This window comes from Bradyrhizobium sp. 604_D8_N2_3 (assembly GCF_051810765.1).
GTDB lineage: Bacteria > Pseudomonadota > Alphaproteobacteria > Rhizobiales > Xanthobacteraceae > Bradyrhizobium > Bradyrhizobium barranii.
Genome location: NZ_JBPWPM010000001.1, coordinates 5,151,035 through 5,177,136, shown reverse-complemented (window position 1 = coordinate 5,177,136; position 26,102 = coordinate 5,151,035). Strand labels below are relative to the sequence as shown.

Annotated in this window: 24 protein-coding genes; 20 read left to right on the top strand and 4 right to left on the bottom strand. The window is 64.3% G+C overall.

Annotated features, from left to right (window positions below; translation table 11 throughout):
• Positions 1 to 94: 94 nt before the first annotated feature.
• From eno to AB7245_RS24545, 17 genes are all read left to right on the top strand, one after another.
• Complete coding sequence (gene eno, locus AB7245_RS24625) at positions 95 to 1,378, top strand: phosphopyruvate hydratase (RefSeq protein ID WP_085404746.1); 1,284 nt, start codon at positions 95 to 97, stop codon at positions 1,376 to 1,378.
• 34 nt (positions 1,379 to 1,412) lie between these two features.
• Positions 1,413 to 2,552, top strand: a complete 1,140-nt coding sequence (locus AB7245_RS24620; protein WP_085404612.1) for a zinc-binding dehydrogenase — start codon at positions 1,413 to 1,415, stop codon at positions 2,550 to 2,552.
• A 110-nt stretch (positions 2,553 to 2,662) separates the two neighbouring features.
• Positions 2,663 to 3,658 carry an MBL fold metallo-hydrolase gene (locus AB7245_RS24615; RefSeq protein ID WP_085404613.1) on the top strand — a complete coding sequence of 332 codons (996 nt, stop codon included), beginning with the start codon at positions 2,663 to 2,665 and terminating at the stop codon, positions 3,656 to 3,658.
• Positions 3,659 to 3,848: 190 nt separating this feature from the next.
• Positions 3,849 to 4,400, top strand: coding sequence for an NADPH-dependent FMN reductase (locus tag AB7245_RS24610; RefSeq protein WP_028149601.1), 552 nt, complete (start codon positions 3,849 to 3,851; stop codon positions 4,398 to 4,400).
• Between the two features lie 172 nt (positions 4,401 to 4,572).
• A complete protein-coding gene (locus tag AB7245_RS24605) occupies positions 4,573 to 4,890 on the top strand; it encodes an FtsB family cell division protein (RefSeq protein ID WP_028149600.1) in 318 nt (105 codons plus the stop codon).
• Positions 4,891 to 5,106: 216 nt separating this feature from the next.
• Complete coding sequence (locus AB7245_RS24600) at positions 5,107 to 6,066, top strand: GAF domain-containing protein (protein ID WP_085404614.1); 960 nt, start codon at positions 5,107 to 5,109, stop codon at positions 6,064 to 6,066.
• Positions 6,067 to 6,375: 309 nt separating this feature from the next.
• Positions 6,376 to 7,893 carry an aldehyde dehydrogenase gene (gene adh / locus AB7245_RS24595; RefSeq protein ID WP_354116183.1) on the top strand — a complete coding sequence of 506 codons (1,518 nt, stop codon included), beginning with the start codon at positions 6,376 to 6,378 and terminating at the stop codon, positions 7,891 to 7,893.
• A gap of 206 nt (positions 7,894 to 8,099) precedes the next feature.
• Entirely contained in the window at positions 8,100 to 9,452 is a 1,353-nt protein-coding gene (locus AB7245_RS24590; RefSeq protein WP_439035047.1) for a glycerophosphodiester phosphodiesterase family protein, read from the top strand.
• Positions 9,453 to 9,706: 254 nt separating this feature from the next.
• Positions 9,707 to 10,729, top strand: a complete 1,023-nt coding sequence (gene pdhA / locus AB7245_RS24585) for a pyruvate dehydrogenase (acetyl-transferring) E1 component subunit alpha (RefSeq protein ID WP_085404617.1) — start codon at positions 9,707 to 9,709, stop codon at positions 10,727 to 10,729.
• Between the two features lie 29 nt (positions 10,730 to 10,758).
• Positions 10,759 to 12,159 carry a pyruvate dehydrogenase complex E1 component subunit beta gene (locus AB7245_RS24580; RefSeq protein ID WP_085404618.1) on the top strand — a complete coding sequence of 467 codons (1,401 nt, stop codon included), beginning with the start codon at positions 10,759 to 10,761 and terminating at the stop codon, positions 12,157 to 12,159.
• Between the two features lie 3 nt (positions 12,160 to 12,162).
• Complete coding sequence (locus AB7245_RS24575) at positions 12,163 to 12,465, top strand: DUF5076 domain-containing protein (RefSeq protein ID WP_028149595.1); 303 nt, start codon at positions 12,163 to 12,165, stop codon at positions 12,463 to 12,465.
• A gap of 2 nt (positions 12,466 to 12,467) precedes the next feature.
• On the top strand, positions 12,468 to 12,920 hold the full coding sequence (locus tag AB7245_RS24570; RefSeq protein ID WP_014495015.1) for a nucleoside deaminase: 453 nt from the start codon (positions 12,468 to 12,470) through the stop codon (positions 12,918 to 12,920).
• Positions 12,921 to 12,977: 57 nt separating this feature from the next.
• The gene (locus AB7245_RS24565) at positions 12,978 to 14,333 is read left to right on the top strand and encodes a pyruvate dehydrogenase complex dihydrolipoamide acetyltransferase (RefSeq protein WP_085404619.1); all 1,356 of its coding nucleotides are present in this window, start codon (positions 12,978 to 12,980) and stop codon (positions 14,331 to 14,333) included.
• Between the two features lie 8 nt (positions 14,334 to 14,341).
• Positions 14,342 to 14,575: a hypothetical protein gene (locus tag AB7245_RS24560; protein ID WP_085404620.1), complete on the top strand. Its 234-nt coding sequence runs from the start codon at positions 14,342 to 14,344 to the stop codon at positions 14,573 to 14,575.
• 17 nt (positions 14,576 to 14,592) lie between these two features.
• The gene (gene lpdA, locus AB7245_RS24555; protein WP_014495018.1) at positions 14,593 to 16,014 is read left to right on the top strand and encodes a dihydrolipoyl dehydrogenase; all 1,422 of its coding nucleotides are present in this window, start codon (positions 14,593 to 14,595) and stop codon (positions 16,012 to 16,014) included.
• 142 nt (positions 16,015 to 16,156) lie between these two features.
• Complete coding sequence (locus AB7245_RS24550) at positions 16,157 to 17,398, top strand: threonine synthase (RefSeq protein ID WP_439035046.1); 1,242 nt, start codon at positions 16,157 to 16,159, stop codon at positions 17,396 to 17,398.
• 124 nt (positions 17,399 to 17,522) lie between these two features.
• Positions 17,523 to 18,494 (top strand): tripartite tricarboxylate transporter substrate binding protein BugD, encoded by a 972-nt coding sequence (locus AB7245_RS24545; protein WP_085404622.1) that lies wholly within the window; start codon positions 17,523 to 17,525, stop codon positions 18,492 to 18,494.
• A 79-nt stretch (positions 18,495 to 18,573) separates the two neighbouring features.
• Here the strand turns inward: AB7245_RS24545 and AB7245_RS24540 are convergent, their stop codons facing one another.
• The 3 genes from AB7245_RS24540 to AB7245_RS24530 form a co-directional block, all read right to left on the bottom strand.
• A complete protein-coding gene (locus AB7245_RS24540) occupies positions 18,574 to 18,960 on the bottom strand; it encodes a response regulator transcription factor (protein WP_085404623.1) in 387 nt (128 codons plus the stop codon).
• A gap of 87 nt (positions 18,961 to 19,047) precedes the next feature.
• Positions 19,048 to 19,725 (bottom strand): response regulator transcription factor, encoded by a 678-nt coding sequence (locus AB7245_RS24535; RefSeq protein ID WP_085404624.1) that lies wholly within the window; start codon positions 19,723 to 19,725, stop codon positions 19,048 to 19,050.
• On the bottom strand, positions 19,722 to 22,148 hold the full coding sequence (locus AB7245_RS24530; protein WP_085404625.1) for a PAS domain S-box protein: 2,427 nt from the start codon (positions 22,146 to 22,148) through the stop codon (positions 19,722 to 19,724). The genes AB7245_RS24535 and AB7245_RS24530 overlap by 4 nt, the downstream gene beginning before the upstream one ends.
• A 701-nt stretch (positions 22,149 to 22,849) precedes the next feature.
• Between AB7245_RS24530 and AB7245_RS24525 the strand changes: the two genes are divergently transcribed.
• From AB7245_RS24525 to AB7245_RS24515, 3 genes are read left to right on the top strand one after another with little or no spacing between them, the layout of a single operon-like run.
• Entirely contained in the window at positions 22,850 to 23,248 is a 399-nt protein-coding gene (locus tag AB7245_RS24525) for a hypothetical protein (RefSeq protein WP_245344248.1), read from the top strand.
• Positions 23,245 to 23,433 (top strand): hypothetical protein, encoded by a 189-nt coding sequence (locus AB7245_RS24520; protein ID WP_084795121.1) that lies wholly within the window; start codon positions 23,245 to 23,247, stop codon positions 23,431 to 23,433. Before AB7245_RS24525 ends, AB7245_RS24520 begins: the two co-directional genes overlap by 4 nt.
• Positions 23,434 to 23,441: 8 nt before the next feature.
• Complete coding sequence (locus AB7245_RS24515) at positions 23,442 to 23,804, top strand: hypothetical protein (RefSeq protein WP_245344249.1); 363 nt, start codon at positions 23,442 to 23,444, stop codon at positions 23,802 to 23,804.
• Between the two features lie 90 nt (positions 23,805 to 23,894).
• Here AB7245_RS24515 and AB7245_RS24510 read toward each other — a convergent pair whose 3' ends face one another.
• The gene (locus tag AB7245_RS24510) at positions 23,895 to 26,081 is read right to left on the bottom strand and encodes a lytic transglycosylase domain-containing protein (RefSeq protein WP_085404626.1); all 2,187 of its coding nucleotides are present in this window, start codon (positions 26,079 to 26,081) and stop codon (positions 23,895 to 23,897) included.
• Positions 26,082 to 26,102: the final 21 nt, after the last annotated feature.

Here is a 26,102-nt window from a genome sequence, read left to right as displayed (position 1 = left end):
TCAGTCGAAGCACGCCGTCCAAGCGTTCACATTTGCTTGCGGCCCGTGTAAGACCCCCGGCACCGATCAGCCCTAACGAACGGAAGTGCACATCATGACCGCCATCATCGACATCATCGGCCGCGAAATTCTCGACAGCCGTGGCAATCCCACCGTCGAGGTCGACGTCGTGCTGGAAGATGGTGCGCTCGGCCGTGCCGCGGTGCCGTCGGGCGCCTCCACCGGCGCCCATGAGGCGGTGGAACTGCGCGATGGCGACAAGGCCCGCTATCTCGGCAAAGGCGTCACCAAGGCCGTCGGCGCCGTCAATGGCGAGATCTTCGAGGCCCTGAGCGGCCTTGATGCGGAGCAGCAGGCCCAGATCGACCAGATCATGATCGACCTCGACGGCACGCCGAACAAGAGCCGGCTGGGCGCCAACGCCATCCTCGGCGTCTCGCTCGCCTGCGCCAAGGCTGCCGCGAACTCGCTCGACATGCCGCTCTATCGTTACGTCGGCGGCACCTCGGCGCGTCTGTTGCCGGTGCCCATGATGAACATCATCAATGGCGGCGTGCATGCCGACAATCCGATCGACTTCCAGGAGTTCATGATCCTTCCCGTCGGCGCGTCGTCCTTCGCCGAGGGCCTGCGCTACGGCGCGGAGGTGTTCCACACCCTGAAGTCGGAATTGAAGAAGGCCGGCCACAACACCAATGTCGGCGACGAGGGCGGTTTCGCCCCGAACCTGCCGTCGGCGGACGCCGCGCTCGAGTTCGTCATGAACGCGATCGGCAAGGCCGGCTACAAGGCCGGAACCGACATCGTGATCGGCCTCGACTGCGCCTCGACCGAGTTCTTCAAGGACGGCAAATACGTCTATGAAGGCGAGGGCAAGACCCGCTCGATCTCCGAGCAGGCCAAGTACCTCGCAGACCTGGTGTCGCGCTATCCGATCGTGACCATCGAGGACGGCATGTCGGAAGACGACATGGACGGCTGGAAGGAGCTCACCGACCTCATCGGCAAGAAGTGCCAGCTGGTCGGCGACGATCTCTTCGTCACCAACGTCAAGCGCCTGGCCGAAGGCATCAAGGCCGGCCGCGCCAATTCGATCCTGATCAAGGTCAACCAGATCGGTACGCTGACCGAGACGCTCGCTGCCGTCGAGATGGCGCACAAGGCCGGCTATACCTCGGTGATGTCGCACCGCTCCGGCGAGACCGAGGATTCCACCATCGCCGACCTCGCGGTCGCCACCAATTGCGGTCAGATCAAGACCGGCTCCCTTGCGCGTTCCGACCGCACCGCCAAATACAATCAGCTCCTGCGCATCGAGCAACAGCTCGGCAAGCAGGCGCTTTACGGCGGCAAGGCGGCATTGAAGGCGCTGGCATAAGCCGGCGCTCCAGCTAGGACAGGGGAGGATCGACATGAGCGACGGCAAGACCGGACTGCAACTGCGTTCGCTGATCAAGAAGAGCGGTGAACTGGAAATCTCGCTCGTCGACGTGCCGACTCCCGAGCCCGCCGCGGACGAGGTCGTCGTCCGCGTCGAGGCGGCGCCGATCAACCCGTCCGACCTCGGCCTTCTCGTCGGCGCGGCCGATATGAGCACGGCGAAGGCGTCCGGCAGCAAGGACGCTCCCGTCATCACCGCGAAGGTGCCGGAGGGCGCGATGCGGGCGATGGCCGGCCGGCTCGACGAAGCCATGCCGGTTGGTAACGAAGGCGCGGGCGTCGTCATCAAGACCGGCTCGTCCGATGCCGCGAAGGCATTGATGGGCAAGACCGTCGCGATGATCGGCGGAGCGATGTACGCGCAGTACCGCACGCTGAAAGTGCGCGAGTGCCTGCCGCTGCCGGCGGGCACCACGCCGGCCGAAGGCGCCTCCTGCTTCGTCAATCCGCTCACGGCGCTCGGCATGACCGAGACCATGCGGCGCGAGGGGCACAAGGCGCTGGTGCACACCGCGGCCGCCTCCAATCTCGGCCAGATGCTGAACAAGATCTGCATCAAGGACGGCATTCCGCTGGTCAACATCGTGCGCAGCAAGGAGCAGGCCGACATCCTGCACAAGATCGGCGCCAAATACGTCGTCGACTCCACCGCACCGAGCTTCCTCGGCGATCTCACCAATGCGCTGGTCGAGACCGGCGCCACCATCGCCTTCGATGCCATCGGCGGCGGCAAGCTGGCCGGCGACATCCTCAACTGCATGGAAGCCGCGATCAACAAGACCGCTAAGGAATACAGCCGCTACGGCTCCAACGTGCACAAGCAGGTCTACGTCTACGGCGCACTCGACATCCGCCCGATCGAGTTGCCGCGCGGCTTCGGTATGGCCTGGGGCGTCGGCGGCTGGCTGCTGTTTCCGTTCCTGATGAAGATCGGGCAGGCGGACGGAGCCAGGCTGCGCCAGCGCGTCGTCGACGAATTGAAGACGACCTTCGCCAGCCACTACACCAAGGTGGTATCGCTTCAGGAGGCGCTCGATCCCGCCAACATCGCGGTCTACGCCAAACGGGCCACCGGCGAAAAATTCCTCATCAACCCAAATAAATCTTCGTGATGTGCCACGGCACACCATCCAAAGAAGGACTTGCCTTCTGAGCGAAGCGCGGGAACATTTGCGCCGCAATTGAAAGCGGGGCAACCGCAAGCAAAGAAGGGGACACTTCCATGACTGATCTGAATCGCCGCGACCTGCTCGCGGGCGCTGTCGCTATGGGCGCGGCGGCCGTAACCGGACTTGGACCGACCACTGCCAGTGCCTCGGTGCCGCCAAGCGGGGCGCAGGCGCCCGGCTTCTATCGCTACAAGGTCGGCAGCTACGAGTGCACCTCGATCAACGACGGGGCGCGCACCTTCCCGATGCCGGACAAGTTCGTGGTCAACCTGCCGAAGGAGGAAGCGCTGGCCGCGGGCGAGGCGGCGTACATGCCGAAGGGCATGGTCACGGTACCGTTCAATCCGCAGCTCATCAACACCGGCTCCAAGCTGGTCCTGATCGACACCGGCAACGGCGTTGCCAATCTCGAGCCGAGCAAGGGCGCGGTCGGCCGTACGCTGCAGAACCTCGCCGCTGCCGGCGTCGACCCGAAGCACATCGACGTCGTGCTGCTGTCGCATCTCCATCCTGATCACACCAACGGCATTCGTCTCGCCGACGGCGCGCTCGCGTTCCCGAATGCGGAGATCATGGTGCCGGCGAAGGATTGGGAGTTCTGGGCGAGCGACGAGAACGCGGCCAAGGCTCCGAACGACATGACGAAGAACTACTTCGCCAACGTGAAGAAGACCTTTGCCGGCCTCGAATCCAAAGTCACGAAATACGAGTGGGGCAAGGAGGTCGCCCCGGGCATCACCTCGATCGCGACGCCCGGCCACACGCCGGGTCATACCTCGTTCGCGGTGGCCTCTGGCGACAAGAAGGTGCTGATCCAATCTGACGTCACCAACATTCCGGAGTTCTTCCTGCGCAATCCGGACTGGCACGTGGCGTTCGACAACGATCCGGCACTGGCGCAGGCCACCCGCCACAAATTCTACGACATGGCGGCAGCCGAGAAGGCGACCGTGATCGGATTCCACTTCACCTTCCCCTCGGTGGGGCATGTCGAGAAGGACGGCGCGAAATACCGCCTGATCCCGTCGGCCTGGAATCCGACGATCTGAACCGAGCCAGGGGTTTGCGAGAAACATCAGGCCGCCTTCGGGCGGCCTGATTGTTTTTGGATCGTAGCGACCATCTGCTTTCGAGAAACTCAGCGTTTCCAAACAGGACCGGTTCATGCACTTGCATCCATCGACCCGGATCGCTTAAGTGCCGCCCCGGAACTTCCGCTCAAGCCCCCAAGGACAATCCATGGCCTACAACATCGTCGTGATCGCCGGCAGCCTGCGCAAGGACAGCTTTTCGCTGAAGATCGCCAATGCGATCGCAAAGCTCGCGCCGGCCTCGCTCAAGCTCGAGGTCGTCACGCTGGCAGGCATTTCGTTCTTCAACCAGGACCTGGAGGGCGCGCCGCCTGCGGACTGGCTGGCCTTCCGCGAAAAGCTGCAGAAGTCGGACGGCGTCATTTTCGTCACCCCCGAATACAACCGCGCCATCCCGGGTGTGCTGAAGAACGCCATCGACGTTGCTTCGCGCCCCTATGGCAAGAGCTCGTTCAACGGCAAGCCGGTCGGCATCATCTCGAACTCGCCGGGCCCGCTCGGCGGCGTCAGCGCCGCCAAGACGCTGCAGAACATCCTGCCGGGCATTGCCGGCCCGATCCTGCAGCAGCCGGAGATCTATCTGAACGCGGTCGGCGATGCCTTCGATGCGGAGGGGAACCTGACCAAGGAATCTCTGAAGCCCGTCCTCCAGGCCTATATCGACGCGTTTGCTGCGCACGTGGCCAAACACCACGGCTGACGTCTTTCTTCGTCATGGCCGGGCTTGTCCCGGCCATCCACGTCTTGGCTCGTGGTGACGAAGAACGTGGATGCCCGGCACAAGGCCGGGCATGACGTCTGAGGGTAGGAATTGGAACGCGAAGGGGGAGGCGATTAGCACTCCCTTAACCAACCTGCCGCATCTTCCCAAGATGGTCTCCCGCGCGCGCCTGAAATCGATCCTGACCGGCCTTGCCCTCTATGCGATGGCGGCCGCTATCGTCGGCTATTTCGGCGTCAACGCCTACACCGGCAAATACGGTCTCAACGCCCGCCAGGAGCTCGACCAGGAGATCATCGCGCTGACGAGTGAGCTGGCCCAGCTCAAGCGCGAGCGCGCGAAGAGCGAGCAGCGCGTGTCGCTGCTGCGGACGTCGCGGATCGATCCTGACATGCTGGACGAGCGGGCGCGCTATCAGCTCGACTATGTCAATCCGCACGATCTCGTTCGGATGATCCCGGCGAAGTAGCGCTTTCCGCTGCATTCGAAACCGGCATCGAAAGCCGCTGCCGAAATTCGACAACCGTGTAGCAATTCTACCGAAAGTCTTAGGCTTGGAACCGGGCTGCCGCCTTGACGGCAACGCAGCAACGGCCCCATGGCTTCTGCCGCCGTCTGCCTGAGTTGACGCAGATCAACCGGGCCATGCCGGCGCAGCCTAGACTGCCACCCGGAGGAAACAGTGATGAATGGGCCAATGTCCCGGCATCACGCGGCCCGCGTCGAGGCCGCCATTGCGTCAGGCCAGGCCGCGCGCTCCGCGCTGGTGGCCTCATGGCGCCGTTCGTCCCGATTGCATCATCTCGATCCCGCCGGTCGCAGCGCGCCGATGCGGCTGAGCGATGTCGAGTTGCGGCAGGCGCGCGAGCGCGTCGCGCCGCTGCTCGCCGCCGCGCAAGGCGCGATGGACCGGCTCTATCAGGCGGTCGGCGCGAGCGGCTGCTGCGTGCTGCTCGCCGACGGCGCGGGCGTGCCGGTCGACCGCCGCGGCACAGCGGTGGACGATGCGACGTTCCAATCCTGGGGCCTGTGGACCGGCGCGCTCTGGAGCGAGGAGCATGAAGGCACCAACGGCATCGGCACCTGCGTCGTCGAGCAGCGCCCGCTGACGATCGACCGCGACCAGCATTTCTTCACCCGCAACACGCTTCTGAGCTGCACCGCCGTTCCGATCTACGACCACGAGGCGGCGTTTGCGGGCGTGCTCGACGTCTCCTCCTGCCGCGCCGACCGGACCGATGCGTTTTCCAATCTGATCGCGCTCGCGGCAGGTGAGGCGGCGAGGCGCATCGAAGCTGATCTGTTTCGCCGCGCCTTCGCCCATGCCCGCATCGTGCTGACGCAAGGCGCGGACGGCCAGGCCGGCGGCCTGGTCGCGGTCGATGCGGATGATCTCGTGATCGGCGCGACCCGGTCCGCGCGGGTGGGACTCGGGATTGCGCCCGGCCGTCCCTTGCAGCCGGTGCCCGCGGCTGACCTCCTCGGCGGCGATACCGCGCATGACCATCTTGCGGGCGGCCAGCGCGCGGTGTTGCAGCGGGCGCTGCTGCGCGCGGACGGCAATGTTTCGGCCGCCGCCAAGGCCCTCGGCATCAGCCGCGCCACGCTGCACAGGAAGCTCAAGCGGTTCGAGCTGAAGCACTGAGCTGCGGCTCTATTTTTCTTCCGCGCCCACCAACTCAACCCTCATGGTGAGGAGGCCGCGAAGCGGCCGTCTCGAACCATGCAGGCCTGGCTGTGCCCGCGGCCATCCTTCGAGACGCGCGCAAGAGCGCGCTCCTCAGGATGAGGGCTGAGTGTGTGGGGGCAGCTGCGTCACCTGTCGCAGAACTGCGACAGGTCGGGCCGGCCATCGCTCACGCCCGGGCTGACAGGAAAACGCTCCCGCGACATCGTCGGCGCAAGTCGTGAACACGCGACGAATTGCGCAAACAGCAAACATCGGGAGTGATCAATGAACAAGGTGGAATTCCTCGGCGTCACCCAGGTTCCGTTCGCCGAACGCTATGACAATTTCATCGGCGGCAAATTCGTCGCGCCAATCTCCGGCAAGTACTTTGACAACGCCTCGCCGGTGAACGGCCAGATCGTCTGCAAGATCGCGCGTTCCGATGCGCAGGACGTCGAGGCCGCCCTCGATGCGGCGCACGCCGCCAAGGGCGCCTGGGGACGCACCAGCGTCGCCGAGCGCGCCGCGATCCTGAACCGGATCGCCGACCGGATGGAAGAGAATCTGGAGCGCCTTGCGGTTGCCGAGACCTGGGACAATGGTAAGCCGATCCGCGAGACCCGCGCCGCCGACCTGCCACTCGCGATCGATCATTTCCGCTATTTCGCCGGCGTGGTGCGTGCGCAGGAAGGCTCGATCGGCGAGATCGACCACGACACCATCGCCTATCATTTCCACGAGCCGCTCGGCGTGGTCGGCCAGATCATCCCCTGGAACTTCCCGCTGCTGATGGCCTGCTGGAAGCTCGCGCCGGCGCTCGCCGCCGGCAATTGCGTCGTGCTCAAGCCCGCCGAGCAGACCCCGGCCTCGATCATGGTCTGGGCCGAGATCATCGGCGATCTCCTGCCGCCCGGCGTCCTCAACATCGTCAACGGCTTTGGCCTCGAAGCCGGCAAGCCGCTCGCGTCCAGCCCGCGGATCGCGAAAATCGCCTTCACCGGCGAGACCACGACGGGCCGGCTGATCATGCAATATGCCAGCCAGAACCTGATCCCGGTCACGCTGGAGCTCGGCGGCAAGTCGCCGAACATCTTCTTCAACGACGTCACCGCCGAGGACGACGACTTCTTCGACAAGGCGATCGAAGGTTTTGTGATGTTTGCGCTGAACCAGGGCGAGGTCTGCACCAGTCCGAGCCGGGCGATTGTCCACGCCGACATCTACGACCGCTTCATGGAGCGGGCGCTGAAGCGCGTCGCCGCGATCAAGCAGGGCGACCCGCGTGCGGCCGACACCATGATCGGCGCGCAGGCATCTAGCGAGCAGCTCGCCAAGATCCTCTCCTATATCGACATCGGCAAGCAGGAGGGCGCCAAGGTGCTGGCCGGCGGCGGTCGTGCCGAGCTCGGCGGCGATCTTTCCGGCGGCTTCTACGTCCAGCCGACGGTGTTCGAGGGCCACAACAAGATGCGAATCTTCCAGGAGGAGATCTTTGGTCCCGTCGTCTCGGTCACGACCTTCAAGACCGATGACGAAGCGCTCGCGATCGCCAACGACACGCTCTATGGCCTGGGAGCCGGCGTCTGGAGTCGCGATGCCAACCGCTGCTACCGCTTCGGCCGGGCCATCCAGGCCGGCCGGGTCTGGACCAACTGCTACCATGCGTATCCTGCGCATGCCGCGTTCGGCGGCTACAAGCAGTCGGGCGTCGGTCGCGAGACCCACAAGATGATGCTCGATCACTACCAGCAGACCAAGAATCTCCTGGTCAGCTACAGCCCGAAGAAGCTTGGCTTCTTCTGATCGGGCAAGATCTGATTGGGCAAGATCTGATCGGGCAGGAGAGGGCGGCGCAACCATGCGCCGCCCTCTCCGTCGTCATCCGTCTGTCAGAGTCTTGAGCCAAGACGACAGCGCCGACCGTATTCGGTTCGGCGCCCGTGGCATTCGAAGCGATGCCGGGCAAAGACGGAGGCTTGGTGATGCGGAACAGTCGTTCAGGACGGACAATGAGTGTCGCAGCGATGCTGTTCGGCGCGGCGGTGCTGCCGCTGTCGATGGCCTTTGCACAGTCCGGCCCGGCGCCAACTGGCGCCAAGCCCTTCCTGACCGTCGATGGAAAGGCGCCACTGGTCCTTGGACACCGCGGCCTGCCTGGCTTGGTACCCGAAGAGACCGAGGCGTCGTACGACCTCGCCGCGGCGCTCGGGACCGATGCGCTCGAAGAGGATTTGCACCTGACCAAGGATTGCGTTCTGGTCGTGCGTCATAATCCCTGGCTGAGCGACAACACCAACATTGCCGAGGTGGCGAAGACCAATGCGGCCGTCGCCGCCCGCAAGCGCACCGTGCCCGGTGTGCGCGTCAAGGCCCCGTCGGCCACCGGCGTGCCTGCCGACTACCTGACGGATCTCAGCGACCCGGCCGATCCCAAATCGGTGCTGAAGTCGCTGATCGTCGACGGCGAGGATGATACCAACGATTGGTCGATCAGCGACTTCACCATGGCCGAGCTGAAGCAATGGATCGGCGGCACCACCTATGACGCGGCCAACGAGCGGCCGAAAGTCTTCAACGGCAAGCTCCCGATCATCAGCTTCCAGGACGTCATCGACATCGCCAAGGTCAAGAGCAAGGAGACCGGGCGGTCCATCCTCGTCTATCCCGAAACCAAGAACCCGACCTGGAACAATGCCCAGGCGATCGCCAATGGCTGCGGCGCGGCCGGCAGCCGTCCGCTCGAGGAGGCCCTGATCAAGATCATCGGGGATAACGGCCTCAACACCAAGGACGCTCCCATCCTGGTCCAGAGCTTCGAACCCGGCAGCCTGAAATATATGCGCAGCCACGGCCTTCAGACGCGGCAGGTCCAACTCGTCGACGGCAACGGAATCGACTTCAAAACCGGCAAGGTTCTCCTCAACAACATCACGAATTCGCGCCCGTTCGACTGGACGGTTGCGGGCGATGCGCGCTTGTACGATGCGATGCTGACGCCCGAGGGGCTTGCCGAGATCAAGACCTATGCCGAGGGCATCGGTCCGTGGAAGGCCTATATCGTTCCGCTCAAGATCGCGCCGTGGAAGGACAGCAACGCCGATGGCACGCCCTACAAGGGATCGACGCCGGAGGCTTCGACGCAGGACGCGACCAGCCTTGTCGCGGACGCGCACAAGCTCGGTCTTTTCGTCCATGTCTTCACGTTTCGGAACGAGAAGAAGTATCTTGCCGCCGACTATCGCGGCGACCCGAGCCTTGAATATCTCAAATTCTACCGGCTCGGCGTCGATGGGGTCTTCAGCGACTTCACGCATACCGGCGTTGCCGCCCGTGCGGCGTATTTGCGCGAGTTGGGCTGGTAAAGCCGGCACGGCGAATCGGACGCGCGTGGGATTTCGGATACAAAACAGCGCGTCCGATTTCTCTGCGTTGGCTGCTCACGTTCCCTCCGCTGACCGGTGAGCTAAAGTTGCCCGATCGGCGCCAAAGGTTTTGCAAAGTTTCGGTCACGTTGCAGTGCGGCATAATGAAAGTCGCGCCATGCCGCCGCGGTCCTTTCCAAGGGCGTTTGACTTGGGTTAGAGAGGGCTGAAGTTTTCTCTGACCCGGAATTCCCATGGCCGCACCCAAGAAAGCCGCCGCAAGCACTCCACAGGACAAGACCGAAGGCGGTTCGCCCCCGGAATTCACCAGAGAGCAGGAGCTCAAAGCGCTCCGCGACATGCTCCTGATCCGGCGGTTCGAGGAAAAGGCCGGCCAGCTCTACGGCATGGGCGCGATCGGCGGCTTCTGCCACCTCTATATCGGCCAGGAGGCCGTGGTGGTCGGCATGCAGATGGCCCTGAAGCAGGGCGATCAGGTCATCACCGGCTATCGCGATCACGGTCATATGCTTGCCACCGGCATGGAGGCCAACGGCGTCATGGCCGAGCTCACTGGCCGGCGCGGCGGCTATTCCAAGGGCAAGGGCGGCTCCATGCACATGTTCAGCAAGGAGAAGCACTTCTACGGCGGCCACGGCATCGTCGGCGCCCAGGTCTCGCTCGGCACGGGTCTGGCCTTCGCCAACCACTATCGTGGTAACGACAATGTCAGCGTCACCTATTTCGGCGACGGCGCGGCCAACCAGGGCCAGGTCTATGAGAGCTTCAACATGGCGGAGCTCTGGAAGCTGCCGGTGATCTACGTCATCGAGAACAACCGCTACGCCATGGGCACCTCGGTGTCGCGCGCTTCAGCGCAGCAGGATTTCTCCAAGCGCGGCGCGTCCTTCAATATCCCCGGCATGCAGGTCGACGGCATGGACGTCCGCGCCGTGAAGGCCGCGGGCGAGGAGGCGGCGGCCTGGTGCCGCGCCGGCAAGGGCCCCTTCATCCTGGAGATGCAGACCTACCGCTATCGCGGCCACTCGATGTCCGACCCCGCAAAGTACAGAACGCGCGAAGAGGTCGAAAAAGTCCGCCACGACCAGGACCCGATCGAGCAGGTGCGCAACCGCCTGCTCGCGGCCAAGGTGAGCGAGGCCGATCTCAAGGCGATCGACGCCGAGGTCCGCGACATCGTCAATGCGTCCGCCGACTTCGCCCAGCATGATCCCGAGCCGGATGCCGCCGAGCTCTGGACCGACATTTATCGCTGAACGCGCGCAAGCTTTCTTTTGGAGTCGATATGCCAATTCAAGTGCTGATGCCCGCGTTGTCGCCCACGATGGAGAAGGGCAACCTTGCCAAGTGGCTGAAGAAAGAGGGCGAGACCATCAAGTCCGGCGACGTCATCGCCGAGATCGAGACCGACAAGGCGACCATGGAGGTCGAGGCGACCGATGAAGGTACGCTCGGCAAGATCCTGATCCCCGAGGGCACCGCCGACGTTGCCGTCAACACGCCGATCGCGACCATCCTCGCCGATGGCGAGACGGCTGCCGATCTCGCCAAGGCGCCGGCCGCGCCCGCGCCGAGCGTCGCGCAGGAAGTCGCCGAATCTCGCTCGCCAGTCGGCGAAGGCAAGCCGATGATCTCGGCGCCGAAGGCTGCGGCTGCCCCTCAGGTCGTTGCCGAGCCCGATCCGGAAGTGCCCGCCGGCACCGCGATGGTGACGCAGACCATCCGCGAAGCGTTGCGCGACGCCATGGCCGAAGAAATGCGCCGCGACGCCGACGTCTTCGTGATGGGCGAGGAAGTCGCTGAATATCAGGGCGCCTACAAAGTGACGCAGGGCCTGCTCCAGGAGTTCGGCGCCAAGCGCGTCATCGACACGCCGATCACCGAGCACGGCTTTGCCGGCATCGGCGTCGGTGCTGCCATGACCGGGCTGAAGCCGATCGTCGAGTTCATGACCTTCAACTTCGCCATGCAGGCGATCGACCAGATCATCAACTCAGCGGCCAAGACGCTCTACATGTCCGGCGGCCAGATGGGCTGCTCGATCGTGTTCCGCGGGCCCAACGGCGCCGCCGCGCGTGTCGCCGCCCAGCACAGCCAGGACTACTCGTCCTGGTATTCCAACGTCCCGGGTCTCAAGGTGGTCGCGCCGTTCTCCGCAGCGGACTACAAGGGCCTGCTCAAGGCTGCGATCCGCGATCCCAATCCGGTGATCTTCCTCGAGAACGAGGTGCTTTACGGTCACACCGGCGAAGTGCCGAAGCTCGATGACTTCGTGATCCCGATCGGCAAGGCGCGCATCGTGCGTTCGGGCGGCCACGTCACCATCATCTCCTGGTCGAACGGCATGACCTATGCGCTGAAAGCCGCCGACGAACTTGCCAAGGACGGTATCGAGGCCGAGGTGATCGACCTGCGCACGCTGCGGCCGATGGATACCGAGACCATCGTCAACTCGGTCAAGAAGACCGGCCGTGCGGTCACGGTGGAAGAGGGCTGGGCCCAGAGCGGCGTCGGCGCCGAGATCGCCGCGCGCATCATGGAGAACGCCTTCGACTATCTGGATGCGCCGGTCGCGCGCGTCTCCGGCAAGGACGTGCCGATGCCCTATGCCGCGAACCTGGAGAAGCTCGCGCTGCCGTCGGCAGCCGAAGTGGTCGAGGCCGCCAAAGCCGTCTGCTACAGGTAGATCATGGCGGGCCCGAAGGAGCAGCCATTGCCACCCGACGTCCTCGCCCGCGACGATGCGGTCGAGATCCTGCGCGTATTCGTGCTGGACGGCGGGCTGTCGATGGCGTTCCAGCGCGCCTTCGAGGAGCCCGACATGTGGGGCCTCCTGCTCGTCGATCTCGCCCGTCACGCGGCGCGCGCCTATGCGCGCGAGAGCGAATACACCGAGGAAGACGCGCTGAGCCGGATCCTCGAGATGTTCCAGGCGGAGATTGAACGGCCAACCGATACGGGCACGACGACACCGCGCGGGAAGGGGCACTGATCGTGGCGATCGAAGCCCATCATTTCGATTTCATGCTGGAGGCGATCCGTGAGGCGGAGGCCTCGATCGCACAGGGCGGCCTGCCGATCGGCGCCGTGCTGACGCGCGGCAATGAGATCATCGCCCGCGGCCACAACAACCGTGTGCAGGAAAAGAACGTCATTCTCCACGGCGAGATGAGCTGCCTGCGCGAGGCCGGCGTGATCTCGTTCCACGACACCGTCATGTACACCACGCTGTCGCCATGCTCGATGTGCGCCGGCGCACTCGCTCTGTTCAAGGTGAAGCTGGTGGTGATCGGAGAATCCGTCACCTTCCCGGGCTCCAAGGACATCCTCGACAAGTTCGGCATCCCCTGGATCGACCTTGCCGACGACCGCTCCATCACCATGATGAAGAATTGGCGTTCCATCCCTGCCAACGAGCGCCTGTGGCAGGGCGACATCGGCAACTAAACCTGGTCGTCTTCGCTGTCGGAGACGACGTATTGCAAAGTTCTTCTTGAGGTCAGCATGCCCATCAACATCCTGATGCCCGCTCTCTCGCCGACAATGGAGAAGGGCAACCTCGCCAAGTGGCTGAAGAAGGAAGGCGACAAGGTCAAATCCGGCGATGTCATCGCCGAGATCGAGACCGACAAGGCGACCATGGAGGTCGAGGCGATCGACGAAGGCACGATCGCCAAGATCCTCGTGCCCGAGGGCACGCAGGACGTCCCGGTCAACGACGTGATCGCGGTGCTCGCCGGCGAGGGCGAGGACGTGAAGGCGGCTGGTGCCGCCAAGCCCAGCGCCTCGGCCGCACCTCCGAAAGCTGCTGAAGCGCCCGCCGCCGCGCCGGCTCCCGCAGCTGCGCCTGCCGCGCCCAAGGCGCCGCCGCCGCCTGCCGCTGCACCGGCGCCGCAGGCCGCAGTTCCAGCCGCGCAGAGCAACGGCCATGGCGGCCGCGTGTTCTCATCGCCGCTGGCGCGCCGTCTCGCCAAGGATGCAGGCATCGACGTGTCGATGGTGACGGGCACCGGCCCGCACGGCCGCGTGGTCGCGCGCGACGTCGAGCAGGCCAAGTCCGGCAAGGGCCTGAAGGCGCCTGCCGCTGCGCCGTCCGGGGCGCCCTCGATCGCGCCGACCATGTCGGACAAGCAGATCCTGTCGCTGTTCGAGCCCGGCTCCTACGAGATCGTGCCGCATGACGGCATGCGCCGCACGATCGCACAGCGCCTGACCGCGTCGATCCAGAACGTCCCGCACTTCTACCTCACCATCGACTGCGACATCGGCAAGCTGCTCGCCGCGCGCGAGGAGATCAATGCGGCTGCTCCCAAGGACAAGGAGAAGAAGCCGCTCTACAAGATCTCGGTCAACGACTTCGTGATCAAGGCGATGGCCGTTGCGCTCCAGAGAATCCCGAACTGCAACGTCAGCTGGACCGAAAGCGGCATGGTCAAGCACCACCATTCCGACGTCGGTGTTGCCGTGGCGATGCCCGGCGGCCTGATCACGCCGATCATCCGCAAGGCGGAGACCAAGACGCTCTCCACCATCTCCAACGAGATGAAGGATTTTGCCGCGCGCGCCCGCTCGCGCAAGCTGAAGCCCGAGGAATACCAGGGCGGCACCACCGCGGTCTCCAACCTCGGCATGTTCGGCATCAGCCACTTCACCGCCGTGATCAACCCGCCGCATGCAACCATTCTCGCGGTCGGCACCAGCGAGGAGCGGCCGGTCGTCCGCGGCGGCAAGATCGAGATCGCGCACATGATGAGCGTGACCTTGTCCTGCGATCACCGCGCCATCGACGGCGCGCTCGGCGCCGAGCTGATCGGCGCGTTCAAGCAGCTGATCGAAAATCCCGTCATGATGATGGTCTGAGATGGCGCATGAGGACGCGCTGGCCCTGGATCTCGATGCTGGTCTCGCTGATCCTCACGCTCAGCCCGCTCGGCCGCGACATCGTTGACTCCGCCTTCTTCGCCGGCGAGGCGCTGTCGCGCAACATATGGGCGCCGATCGCGCTCACCATCTTCGCCGTCATGGCGGCCGCCATTCTCTCGGAATGGCTGATCAGAAGCTACATCCGCAATCGCCGCGCCCGCGGCGCAACGACCGCTTGAGTTGAACGGGAGCCGCCATGGCCGATACATCCTTCGACGTAATCATCATCGGCTCCGGCCCCGGCGGCTATGTCACCGCGATCCGCGCCGCCCAGCTCGGCTTCAAGGTCGCGATCGTCGAGAAGTCCTATCTCGGCGGCATCTGCCTGAACTGGGGCTGCATCCCGACCAAGGCGCTGCTGCGCTCCGCCGAGATCTACCACTACATGCAGCACGCCAAGGATTACGGCCTGTCGGCGGAGAAGGTCTCGTTCGACCCGAAGGCCGTGGTGCAGCGTTCGCGCGGCGTCTCGAAGCGGCTGAACGACGGCGTCGGCTTCCTGATGAAGAAGAACAAGGTGAGCGTGATCTGGGGCGCGGCCTCGATCGACGCGCCCGGCAAGGTCACCGTGAAGAAGTCCGACGTCGAGGGCCCGAAGGGTGCGCTGGGCGAGGGGAGCTACCAAGCCAAGCACATCATCATCGCGACCGGCGCGCGGCCGCGCGTGCTGCCGGGGCTCGAGCCCGACAAGAAGCTGATCTGGACCTATTTTGAAGCGATGGTGCCGGAGAAAATGCCGAAGTCGCTGCTGGTCGTCGGCTCAGGCGCGATCGGCATCGAGTTCGCCTCGTTCTTCCACACCATGGGCTCCGAGGTCACCGTGGTCGAGGTGCTGCCGCAGATACTGCCCGTCGAGGACGCCGAGATCGCCGGCCTGGCCCGCAAGCGTCTGGAGAAGCAGGGCATCAAGATCATGTCCTCGACCAAGGTCACGAAGCTGGAGAAGAAGGCCGACAGCGTCGTCGCCACCATCGACGACGGCAAGGGCAAGCCCGTCACCACCGAGTTCGAGCGCGTGATCTCGGCGGTCGGCGTCGTCGGTAATATCGAGAATCTCGGCCTGGAAAAGCTCGGCGTGAAGACCGACCGGGGCTGTATCGTCATCGATGGCTACGGCAAGACCAACGTCCCCGGCATCTACGCCATCGGCGACGTCGCCGGTCCCCCGATGCTGGCGCACAAGGCCGAGCATGAAGGCGTGATCTGCGTCGAGGCCATCAAGGGCCTGCATCCGCATCCCATGGACAAGAACCTGATCCCGGGCTGCACCTATTGCCAGCCGCAGGTCGCCTCCGTCGGCCTCACCGAAGCCAAGGCGAAGGAAAGCGGCCGAGAGATCCGCGTCGGCCGTTTCCCGTTCGTCGGCAACGGCAAGGCGATTGCGCTGGGCGAGGATCAGGGCCTGGTTAAGGTGATCTTCGACAAGAAGACCGGTCAGCTCCTCGGCGCCCACATGGTCGGTGCTGAAGTCACCGAGCTGATCCAGGGCTACGTCGTCGCGATGAACCTGGAGACGACCGAAGAAGAGCTGATGCACACGGTGTTCCCGCATCCGACCCTGTCGGAGATGATGAAGGAAGCCGTGCTCGATGCGTATGGAAGGGTTTTGAATATTTGATGGGCGCCATCGCCGCCCGCCGCCGTCATTGCGAGCGCGGCGAAGCAATCCAGGCGGCCTCTGCGGAAAGATTCTGGATTGCTTCGCTGTGCTCGTAATGACGAGCAGAGAGCCGTTTGCAAAATAAGAAGGAAACCAACCCATGCACGACAACGACAATCTCACCATCGAACGCCCGACCTTCGTCACTCGTCTCGAATGCGCGATGGAAGGCGATCATTACGCTGCCGACCAGGTCCACAATCTCTCCAAGGCCGGCAAGCCGCTTTTGGTGCGCTACGACCTCGCGGGCGTGAAGAAGGCGCTGACCAAGGATGCGCTTGCCCAGCGTCCTGGCGACATGTGGCGCTACCGCGAGCTCTTGCCCGTGCGCAAATGCAAGGACATCGTCTCGCTCGGCGAGGTCACCACGCCGCTGATCCGGCTGCCGAAGCTCGGCGCCAGGCTCGGCGGCGGCGAGATCATCGTCAAGGACGAGGGACGCCTGCCGACCGGCTCGTTCAAGGCGCGCGGCCTCGTGATGGCGGTGTCGATGGGCAAGGCGCTCGGCATCAAGCACATGGCGATGCCGACCAACGGCAATGCCGGCGCGGCGCTCGCGGCCTACGCGACCTCCTGCGGCATCAAGACCACGATCTTCTGCCCGGCCGACACGCCCGAGGTGAACGTGAGCGAGATCGAGCTTCAGGGCGCGACCGTCTATCGCGTCAACGGCTATATCGACGATTGCGGCAAGATCGTCGGCGAAGGCAAGGCAAAAGTCGGCTGGTTCGACACGTCCACGCTGAAGGAGCCGTACCGCATCGAGGGCAAGAAGACGATGGGCCTGGAACTCGCCGAGCAGCTCGGCTGGGACGTGCCCGACGTGATCTTCTACCCGACCGGCGGCGGCACGGGCCTGATCGGCATGTGGAAGGCTTTCGACGAGCTGGAGAAAATCGGGTTCATCGGCTCCAAGCGCCCGCGCATGGTCGCGGTGCAGGCGTCGGGCTGCGCGCCGATGGTGCGGGCCTATGACGCCGGCACAGAGCATGCGACGCGCTGGGAGGACGCCCACACGATTGCGTCGGGCATCCGTGTGCCGCAGGCGATCGGCGACTTCCTGATCCTGCGCGCCGTGCGTCAGAGCAAGGGTTTTGCCATCGCGGTCGACGATGACAAGATCTCGTCGGCGCTCAATGAGGTCGCGCGCGAGGAGGGGCTCTTGCTGTGCCCCGAGGGGGCTGCAACCTACGCCGCCTACAAGGACAGCCTCGCCGATGGCCGCGTCGGCAAGACGGACCGCGTGATGTTGTTCAATTGCGCGACCGGCCTGAAATACCCGCTGCCGCCGGTCACCCGCACGCTCGATCGCCACAAGCCGATCGACTACACGCAGTTCTAAGCAAGATCAGGCAGCCGGAGCGCGATGGTCGCGCTCCGGCGCGTCATTTCGCCTCTTCACGAACGATCCCTCTTCCCGTACGCGGGAGTGCAACAATAAAAATGACATCGCTGGGGAGAAGACAATGAAGAAGGCCATCTGGGCCGGGCTGATCGGTATTCTCGCTGTGACCGGCGCCGCGCGCGCCGACGACTATCCCTCGCATCCCATCACCGTCATCGTTCCCTTCGCCGCCGGCGGCCCGTCGGATGCGATGGCGCGCGTGCTCGCCGAGCGCATGCGGGTGACGCTCGGCCAGCCGCTGGTGATCGAGAATGTCACCGGCGCGGGCGGCTCGATCGGCGTCGGTCGCGCCGTGCAATCGGCGCCGGACGGCTACACCATCTCCTTCGGCCATCTCGGCACCCATGTTGCCAACGGCGCCGTCTACAAGCTCAAATACGACCTCGTTGCCGATCTCGAGCCGGTTGTGCTGCTGCCGAGCAATCCGATGATCGTGGTGAGCAAGAACGCGGTGCCCGCGACCTCGCTGAAGGAGCTCATCGAGTGGCTGAAGTCGCGGCCGTCGCCGCCGACCGCCGGCACCGCCGGCGCGGGCTCCGGCAGCCACATCGCCGGTGTCTATTTCGAGAGCGTCAGCGGCATCAAGCTGCAATACGTGCCTTATCGCGGCACGGCGCCCGCGCTGAACGATCTCATCGCCGGCCAGATCGACGTCATCATCGATCAGACCTCCAACTCCATCAACCAGGTCCGCGCCGGTACGATCCGCGCCTATGCCATCACCGACGACAAGCGGCTCTCGTCGGCGCCGGACATTCCGACGGCCGCCGAGGCGGGGCTGAAAGGCTTCAACATGACGTTGTGGTCGGGCCTGTGGGTGCCGAAGGGCACACCGAAGGAGATCGTCACCAAGCTCAATGCGGCCGCCGTGGAAGCGCTGAACGATCCCGCCGTGAAGAAGCAGCTCGAAAGCCAGGGCCTCGAGATGACGCCCAAGGATCAGCTCACGCCCGAAGCGCTCGGCGCGCGCCAGAAGGCGGAAATCGCAAAATGGTGGCCGATTATCAAGGCCGCCGACATCAAGGTGGATTGAGGCGGATTGCCTCTTCGGATGCGGCCACAACGTCAAGTGGCCGCACCCTGTGGAACAATCGGGTTCACGCGGCGCCGCGTTACGTCTTGGCTTCGCTGTGCTTCGACAGGGCCGTCTCCAGGCAATTCATCAGAGCCGGCGTGGAAAACGGCTTCGCGAGAAAGCAGATGGCGCCAGCTTTCAGTGCGCGGTCGCGCACGGCATCGTCGGGAAAGGCGGTCATGAAGATAAACGGCGTGCGGTGACCAAGGCCGCGCATATGCATCAGGAGATCAACGCCGCTCATGACCGACATCTGCACATCCGCGATCACGCAGGACGTCGTCCTCAGTTCGGCCGACTGGAGAAATTCGAGAGCGGAGCCAAAGATGTAGACGGTGTATCCCCGCGACGTCAGCAGATTGTTGGTCGCAAGGCGGACGGATGGATCATCGTCAATGACGGAAATGACCGAAGGGACTGACAAGATGATCGCTCCTGATCGGGGAGCGGCCGCGCGCGGCGCAGCCGCCCATCGGAAAATGGGCCCCCGGAGCGACCTTGGAAAGCATACTTAGGTTTGCACCTTTCCCCCCGGGCGTGGAATTCCGAGCACCTCGGTCATTCTGACGAGATCGGCCAATGACTTCGCACCCATTTTCCGCATGATCTGCCCGCGATAGATCTTGACGGTAATCTCAGCCAATCCAAGCTCGGCAGCGACTTGCTTGTTCATCAGGCCGGACGCAACCAGGGCGAGAATGTCGCGTTGACGCGGCGTCAGGCCTTCGAAGCGAGTCCGCACGCTCGACACCGACTTCTCGGCATCGCGCCGCTTGCGATCGCGTTCGATCGCAGCCTGGACCGCGTCCAGCATGTCCTGGTCGCGCACCGGCTTGGTCAGAAAATCGATGGCGCCACTCTTCATGGCCCGGACGGTCATGGGGATATCGCCATGACCGGTGATGAAGATGATAGGCGTGCGAATGTCGGCCTTCACGAGGTCCGCCTGGAGGTCGAAGCCGCTCGAGCCGGGCAGGCGGATGTCGAGCACGAGGCAACTGGGGACCACCGGCGGCTTGGCTTCCATGACCTCCGCCGCCGAGCCGAAGGCCTCCACCCTGAGGCCGACCGATTGGAAGAGATTGGTGAGCGCACGCCGCATCGACGGATCGTCATCGACGATCAGGACGATCGGATCATCGGCCCCCGCCTGTGCCTGCGCCTGCGTTGGCTTGGCGTGGTCGGTCACGACGCGGCCTCGTGTGGGAAGGGCAGGGCAATCTGGAATGTTGCACCGCTCCCCTCATTTGGGAATGCCGAAAGCCGGCCCGCGTGAGCCTCGATGATCGATCGGCAGATCGATAGTCCCATCCCCAGGCCGCTCGACTTTGTGGTGAAGAACGGCATGAACATGCGGTCTGTCACGTCGCTGTCAAGGCCGAGACCGCGATCCGTCACGGTAAGAAGCAGGTGCTCGTCGCCGTCTCGACTGGAGCGAATTGCCAGCTCGCGCGGGAGCTCGACATTGGCTTGCATGGCTTCGATCCCGTTCATGACGAGGTTGATCAGCACCTGCTGGAGCTGGATCCGATCGCCGCAAATGTTGGGCAGGCCCGACGACAACTCCATCCGCACCGACACGGCATGGGTAGCGAGCTCGCGCCGAACGAGGGCCATCACCTCCCTCACGACCTGATTGATGTCGACTGGGACCATCTCGATTTCGGTCTTTTTCGCGAGCGCCCGGATCCGGCGGATCACCTCGCTGGCCCGATTGGCGTCCTCGACGATCCATTCGACGGAACGGCGCGCAGCATCGAGATCGGCCGGGTCGCGGCCGAGCCAACCGATGCAGGCGTCGGCATTGGAAATGACGGCGGCGAGCGGCTGATTGATTTCGTGGGCAATCGAGGCGGTGAGCTCGCCGAGCGTCGTGATGCGCGTGACATGCGCGAGCTCGGCTTGCGCTTTGCGCAGGGCATCTTCGGCCTGCTCGGTGCGGATTGCCGCCGTCACATCGCTGCTGACGCCACGATAGCCGAGGAAGTTACCATTCTCGTCATGGAAGGGCTTGCCGCTGGTGCGCACGTAAATCTGAGATCCGTTGCGATCCCTGCTGCGGTAAACCAGGTCGCGGAACGGAAGGTGGGCATCGAGCGCCGCGCGATGCTGCTCCCACTTCTCGGGCTCGAACTCGGCATCGGGCGGAATGTCCCAACGGGTCAGCCCGATCAAGCCCGTCGGCACCGGACTGGCCGTGTCGGCGTGTTCCGATATCCGGGTGATGCGGTGATCCGGCCCGGTCTCCCAAAACCAGTCCGATGCGGTTTCGGCATAGTCGCGGAAGCGCTGCTCGGATTGCTTGAGCTCGTCAAAGGCCTTTTGCAGTGCTTCTTTTGCGGCGAACTGCTCGGTGACGTCCACGTGCGTGCCGATGATTTCCATCACATCGCCATCGCCGCCTTTGACAGGATGTCCCTCCGTATGGACACGTCGTATCGAACCGTCCGGACGTGCAATCCGAAAGTCGATTTCGAAGGGCTCCCCTTGGTGGATTGCGCGACGTTCCACGTCGGCAATTCGTCGAAAGTCATCGGCGAGAATCCGTTGCTGGAAAGCCCGCGCCGGGACATCGATCTGGTCCGGCTCAAATCCGAACAGGCGGTAGAGTTCAGCCGATCGGTAGGCAAACTCCTGACGACGCACGTCCCAGGCCCAGCTGCTCGTATGGCTGAGGCGCTGGGCTTCGGCCAGATAGGCCTCACTCCGGCGCAGCCTCTTCTCTGTTTCCTTTGCAATCGTGACATCGGTGACAGCGCCGGCGAACTCGATGCGCCCGGATGCACGTCTCACCGCGCGTGCCACGGAATGGAGATATTTGATGGATCCATCCGGCATCAACAGGCGATATTCATGGTCGAAATCCTCCGCCTCGCGGAAAGCTCGATCAAGGGTCTTGCGGACCGCATCGCGGTCCTCCGGATGGATGCGCTGAAACACGAAGCCCAGGTTCGGCTGCATGGCCGGGTCACATTGGAAAATGCGAAACGTTTCCCTCGACCAGAAGATCTCGTCGGTCGTGGGGCTCAAGCCGAAGCTGCCGGTGCGGCTCAGTTCCTGAGCCTGGGCGAGGTAGGCCTCGCTCTGCCGCAGCGCATCCTCCGCCTCCTTGCGCTGGGTGATGTTTTCGCAGGCGACCAGCACGACCGGCGTGCCGTCGCCGCGCAGCATCGCCTTGGCGTTTTCACGGACCCAGAGAACCGAGCCGTCTTTGCGGATCTTGCGAATCTCCCAGGTGTGCGACTGGTCCACGGTTTCCAGGCACAACCCTACGCATTGACGGACGAAGTCGCGGTCTTCCTCGAAAAAGACGTTCAGCACGGATTGGCCGGTCAACTCGGTCGCCGTGTAACCCAATTGTGCGGCGCCAAACGTGTTCACGTTGAGCACCGTCCCGGCCGGATCGACCATGAAATACATGACCGGATTATGCTCGAACACCTCGCGCCACTGCTTCACGGCGTCGCGTAGATCGACGATGTCCTGTCGCGAGTCATCACCGACCGCGGAACTGTCCTTCTCGCCGGTGCCGAAAGATCGAAGCGCCGCGAGGCCGCCGAGCAGCAATTGTGCGGCCGAATTACCAAATTTCGCGATTTGGCCAGGCATCATCGCGGGCGTCCCGGCTCGCAGGGGTCGAAGCAAGTAGAGCACTTTGCAATCAGGGGAGCAATTCCCTCCGACCAAAGTAGACTCCGCGCCGAAACTCGCGGCAGCCGTGCAGCCTGCCGGCCTTGCGCCGTCTCGTTGCGAAGGTGCGGCGAAGGCCCGGAAAACTACGGGACAAACCTACGTATAGCTCGCGCATCCCAAGTCATAGCGCACATTTACCTCCGTACAATTGAGTCGTCCGTTGCATGCGGATTAGTCTCACAACCATCGAAGGGACGCGATGTGCAAGGCCACAAGCCGGCGATTAGCTCGATGTGCTGCCGATAGCTCCGCGTCCATTGCCCGACTTGCCGCACGATTGGCTGGTCGCGATTGAGAGGCCGCATTTCACTAACGAGCGTGGATGGCCGGGCGTCAGCGTACGCGCGAAGCCACGACCATGAGAGCCGGGAGGAGAGCATGATGTGCGATACGCCTGAACACTCCGAGCGTGGCCCTGCCGTAAAAGCTTGCGCTGTCTGTAGCGGCAAGTTTGGCCTGATCCGATATTATTCGTGGCGAGCGCCGCTGTGCTCCAGAAAATGTCTCGATCGCTTCAGGGCGCGCCGCGAACGCGACCGCCGATGGTTGTTTCGATTTCAGGCGGCATGAGGATTAGCCCTTCGATCGGCTCCATTCGGCAATTCTGAACCGGAGGCTGCGTGCTGAACGTTGCTTGCAAGCTCCTCTTGATGATCGCGCTGCCGCTTCCGTTGGTAACGGGAGTGAAGGCCGACGAGCTCGGACAGGATGGTGCACATCGTCATCATCCGCTCCAGGATCAGCTCCTGCACGAGAAGTTCTATTCCAGCTGGCACATGCCCGATAATCCCGTGCTCAGCTGCTGCAACAGCGCGGATTGCTATCCGACCGAGGTGCGATACGTCGACGGCCGGATCTACGCGCGGCGCCGGGAGGACGGGAAGTACATCCTCATTCCATCCCAGAAGGTCGAGCGAAACAGGGACAATCCCGACGGTCGCAACCATCTTTGCGCGCCGCCGCCGTCAGCCTCTCTGGTCGACACGGTCTACTGCTTCGCGTTGGGAGGTGCCACGTGAGATTCATATTGGTGAACGGCCGGACCCCTTTCCGCAAGACGTTCTGTCTATGGTGCTGCGAGGAGATCAGCGGCGGTTATCTGCGCGACGCGAAGACGCTGCTGCCCTATTGCGGCTACGAGTGTTACGCGCTCCATCACGAAGCGGCGCCGTTGATCGAGAGGCGAGCGCAAGCGGCGTCTTGAGCTGACGGGTGGGCGAAGCGCATCGGCCGATGCGGCTGCTGGCAGGGGAGAACAGGACGTTGAAATTCATGCTCGTCAACCAGGACCAACCGCGCCATGGCGTCACCTGCAGCGCGTGCGCCCGGCCGCTGGGCTCGAGCTACGTCCGGCATGTGTCCACGCAACGGCAGTACTGCGAGTATGATTGCTACCGCCGGTATCAGCAGACGAGCATGGAAGCGCTCTGGCCTTACCGCAGTTCGCTCGAGATGGTCACGGTGTTAGCGGCCATTTCGAGCTGGAGCTGGATGATGCAATTCGGCGCGCTCTCGGGCGCGCTCACGGAAGCATTTCTGCGCGCGCACGAACCTTCTGACCACGGAAGGAGGTGACGGCTAGCCTATCGATGCGAGCCGCGCAGAGTCGGCTGCCGCAGTCACTGCATCCAGCTTCGCGCCGCGTCCAGCCCCGGCGTTGCGAAGCTAGGGCGCGGCGGCTGCGGCCGCTGCCGTGGGTGCCGCGCTGACTTCGTGCGTCGTGACGCGTTGCTCGGACTTCGCCGTGGCTGTGCCGCTGCCCTCGAACCGGGCGCGGTAGACCAGCACATTCTCCATCACGCGCTGGACGTAGTTGCGCGTCTCCGACAGCGGGATGCGCTCGACCCAGTCGACCGGATCGACCTTGGGGTCGCGCGGGTCGCCGCGCGCCTGCACCCATTCGCGCACCCGGCCGCGGCCGGCATTGTAGCCCGCGAAGGTCATGATCTGGTCGCCGCGATATTCCGACAGCAGCGCGCTGAGCTCGGCCGCGCCCATCTGCGTGTTGTAGACGGGATCGGACACCATCCTGTCCCAGTCATAGGTCAGGCCAAAGCGTCTTGCGGTATCGCGGCCCGCCTCCGGGGTCACCTGCATCAGCCCGACCGCGTTGGCGGCAGACTTGTCGCGCTGGTCGAACGAGCTTTCGGTGCGCGCCACCGAATAGATCACGCTGGTCTCGATTGCGGGCGCGACCTGCTTGTGCTCGGGAATGCCGATGGTCGGGAAGGCGTAATGGTCGAGCGCAAGCCCGCGCGCCAGCGCCGACTTGCCGACCTCCAGCATCACGCGCGCATCGTTGCGCCGGCCGGCGAGCTCGCCGAGCGCTTCCAGCGCTGCGACGTCGGTGCTCTCCTTGGCAAAATCCTCGGCGTAATAGAACACCATGTCGCGCTCGCCGATGCCGTAGAGCATCTCGGCGGCGCGGACGCGCTCGTCCGCGGGCTGCGTGTCGGCCGCGGCCAGCACGGGCGAGGGCGGGCGCAGCTCGATCCCGTCGACGCCGAGCCTGGCGCGTGCGAGCTGGCCGTAATAGGCGGTCGGATAGCGCGCCGCCGCCTGATAGCTCATGCGGGCATCCGCCGTCGCCCCCATCGCCTCGGCCGCGCGGCCGCGCCAGTAATGCGCACGCGACAGCGCGATCGGATTGGCCGAGCCTTCGTCGATCGCGGCGAAATGCACCATGGCCGCCTTGGGATCGTCGAGATAGCGCAGCGCGATCCAGCCGCACATGAAGTGGTAGTCGACGCGATAGACTTCCATCGCGGGCACCGCCGCCGCGCGCACCACGTCGTAGGCGGTCTTGAACTTGCCCTGGTCGAGCAGCTTTCGCGCGAGCAGGCGCCGCTCGCGCCACCAGGCATCGGTGTCCTGGGCCGCCATCGTGTCGGGTGCGGCCGCGAGGATCACCTCGGCGGCGTCGTCGATGCGGTCGTTCTGGAGATGCCACTGCGCGCGGCACAGGACATAGCCGAGATCGCGGCGCGCCTCGGTCGAGACGTCCTCGAGATAATCCTTGGCCTTGTTGGCCTTGCCGGTGACGGCCGAGCAGGCCTTGACGATCGCGAGCGCATCTTCGCCAAGCCGCTTGGCCGCGCGCCTTGCGGCGGCGTAGTCCTTGGCGCCGAGGCGCTTGTCCATGCGGGCGCGATGATCGTCAGCGGTCAGGAGATCGCGGAACGCCTCGTAGGAATCCTCCTCGCTGCGCTCGGACAATTCGTCCGTGCGCCAGGCCTCGCGCACCAGGCGCGTAGCCCTGTCATTGTCGCCTTCACTCAGGAGCACGCGGGCGAGCGCGAACTTGCCCTTGGCGCTGGTCGGCCGGTCCATCGTGAACTTGTGCACGGCCGCCGCGTCGCTCTTCTCCTGCCACAGCCGCGCTTCGGCGCGGCGGCGGAGCAGGGCGCTGCTCGGCCAGTCCGGATTGGCGGCGAGGAAGGCGGCGTAGCGCTTGAAAGGTGCCGTGCTCTCGGAATGGCGCAGCATGAACCAGTCGGCGAGCTTCTGTCCGGCCGGGTCGGCAATGCGGTCGCGCGCCGCGCTCGCATCGTCGGTCTTGCCCTTGCGCGCGAGATCGATGGCGTCCTTCAGCGCGGCGAGGTCGCCGGTGAGCGGCGGCGGCGCCGGCTTGTCCGAGGGCTCGTCGTCCTTCTTGGACTTGCGCTTGGCGTCGGCATGCTTGCCGTGGCGCGACTTCGCGGCAGCGTGACGCTGCTTGCCGCCGGCTTTCGTCTCATGCGTTTTCTTCGACGCCGACGATTTGTGACTGCTCTTCGCTGCCAGCTCGGCAGGAAGAAGGGCCAATGCGGCCACGGCAACGACACACGCGAGCGAGCGTAGGCACTGGTTCATTCGATGGTCCCCCTGCGAAAC

Coding starts and splice junctions, on each gene's coding strand:
- eno (WP_085404746.1), top strand. CDS start 95: ATGACCGCCATCATCGACATCATCGGCCGCGAAATTCTCGACAGCCGT.
- AB7245_RS24620 (WP_085404612.1), top strand. CDS start 1,413: ATGAGCGACGGCAAGACCGGACTGCAACTGCGTTCGCTGATCAAGAAG.
- AB7245_RS24615 (WP_085404613.1), top strand. CDS start 2,663: ATGACTGATCTGAATCGCCGCGACCTGCTCGCGGGCGCTGTCGCTATG.
- AB7245_RS24610 (WP_028149601.1), top strand. CDS start 3,849: ATGGCCTACAACATCGTCGTGATCGCCGGCAGCCTGCGCAAGGACAGC.
- AB7245_RS24605 (WP_028149600.1), top strand. CDS start 4,573: ATGGTCTCCCGCGCGCGCCTGAAATCGATCCTGACCGGCCTTGCCCTC.
- AB7245_RS24600 (WP_085404614.1), top strand. CDS start 5,107: ATGAATGGGCCAATGTCCCGGCATCACGCGGCCCGCGTCGAGGCCGCC.
- adh (WP_354116183.1), top strand. CDS start 6,376: ATGAACAAGGTGGAATTCCTCGGCGTCACCCAGGTTCCGTTCGCCGAA.
- AB7245_RS24590 (WP_439035047.1), top strand. CDS start 8,100: ATGAGTGTCGCAGCGATGCTGTTCGGCGCGGCGGTGCTGCCGCTGTCG.
- pdhA (WP_085404617.1), top strand. CDS start 9,707: ATGGCCGCACCCAAGAAAGCCGCCGCAAGCACTCCACAGGACAAGACC.
- AB7245_RS24580 (WP_085404618.1), top strand. CDS start 10,759: ATGCCAATTCAAGTGCTGATGCCCGCGTTGTCGCCCACGATGGAGAAG.
- AB7245_RS24575 (WP_028149595.1), top strand. CDS start 12,163: ATGGCGGGCCCGAAGGAGCAGCCATTGCCACCCGACGTCCTCGCCCGC.
- AB7245_RS24565 (WP_085404619.1), top strand. CDS start 12,978: ATGCCCATCAACATCCTGATGCCCGCTCTCTCGCCGACAATGGAGAAG.
- AB7245_RS24560 (WP_085404620.1), top strand. CDS start 14,342: ATGAGGACGCGCTGGCCCTGGATCTCGATGCTGGTCTCGCTGATCCTC.
- lpdA (WP_014495018.1), top strand. CDS start 14,593: ATGGCCGATACATCCTTCGACGTAATCATCATCGGCTCCGGCCCCGGC.
- AB7245_RS24550 (WP_439035046.1), top strand. CDS start 16,157: ATGCACGACAACGACAATCTCACCATCGAACGCCCGACCTTCGTCACT.
- AB7245_RS24545 (WP_085404622.1), top strand. CDS start 17,523: ATGAAGAAGGCCATCTGGGCCGGGCTGATCGGTATTCTCGCTGTGACC.
- AB7245_RS24530 (WP_085404625.1), bottom strand. CDS start 22,148: ATGATGCCTGGCCAAATCGCGAAATTTGGTAATTCGGCCGCACAATTG.
- AB7245_RS24510 (WP_085404626.1), bottom strand. CDS start 26,081: ATGAACCAGTGCCTACGCTCGCTCGCGTGTGTCGTTGCCGTGGCCGCA.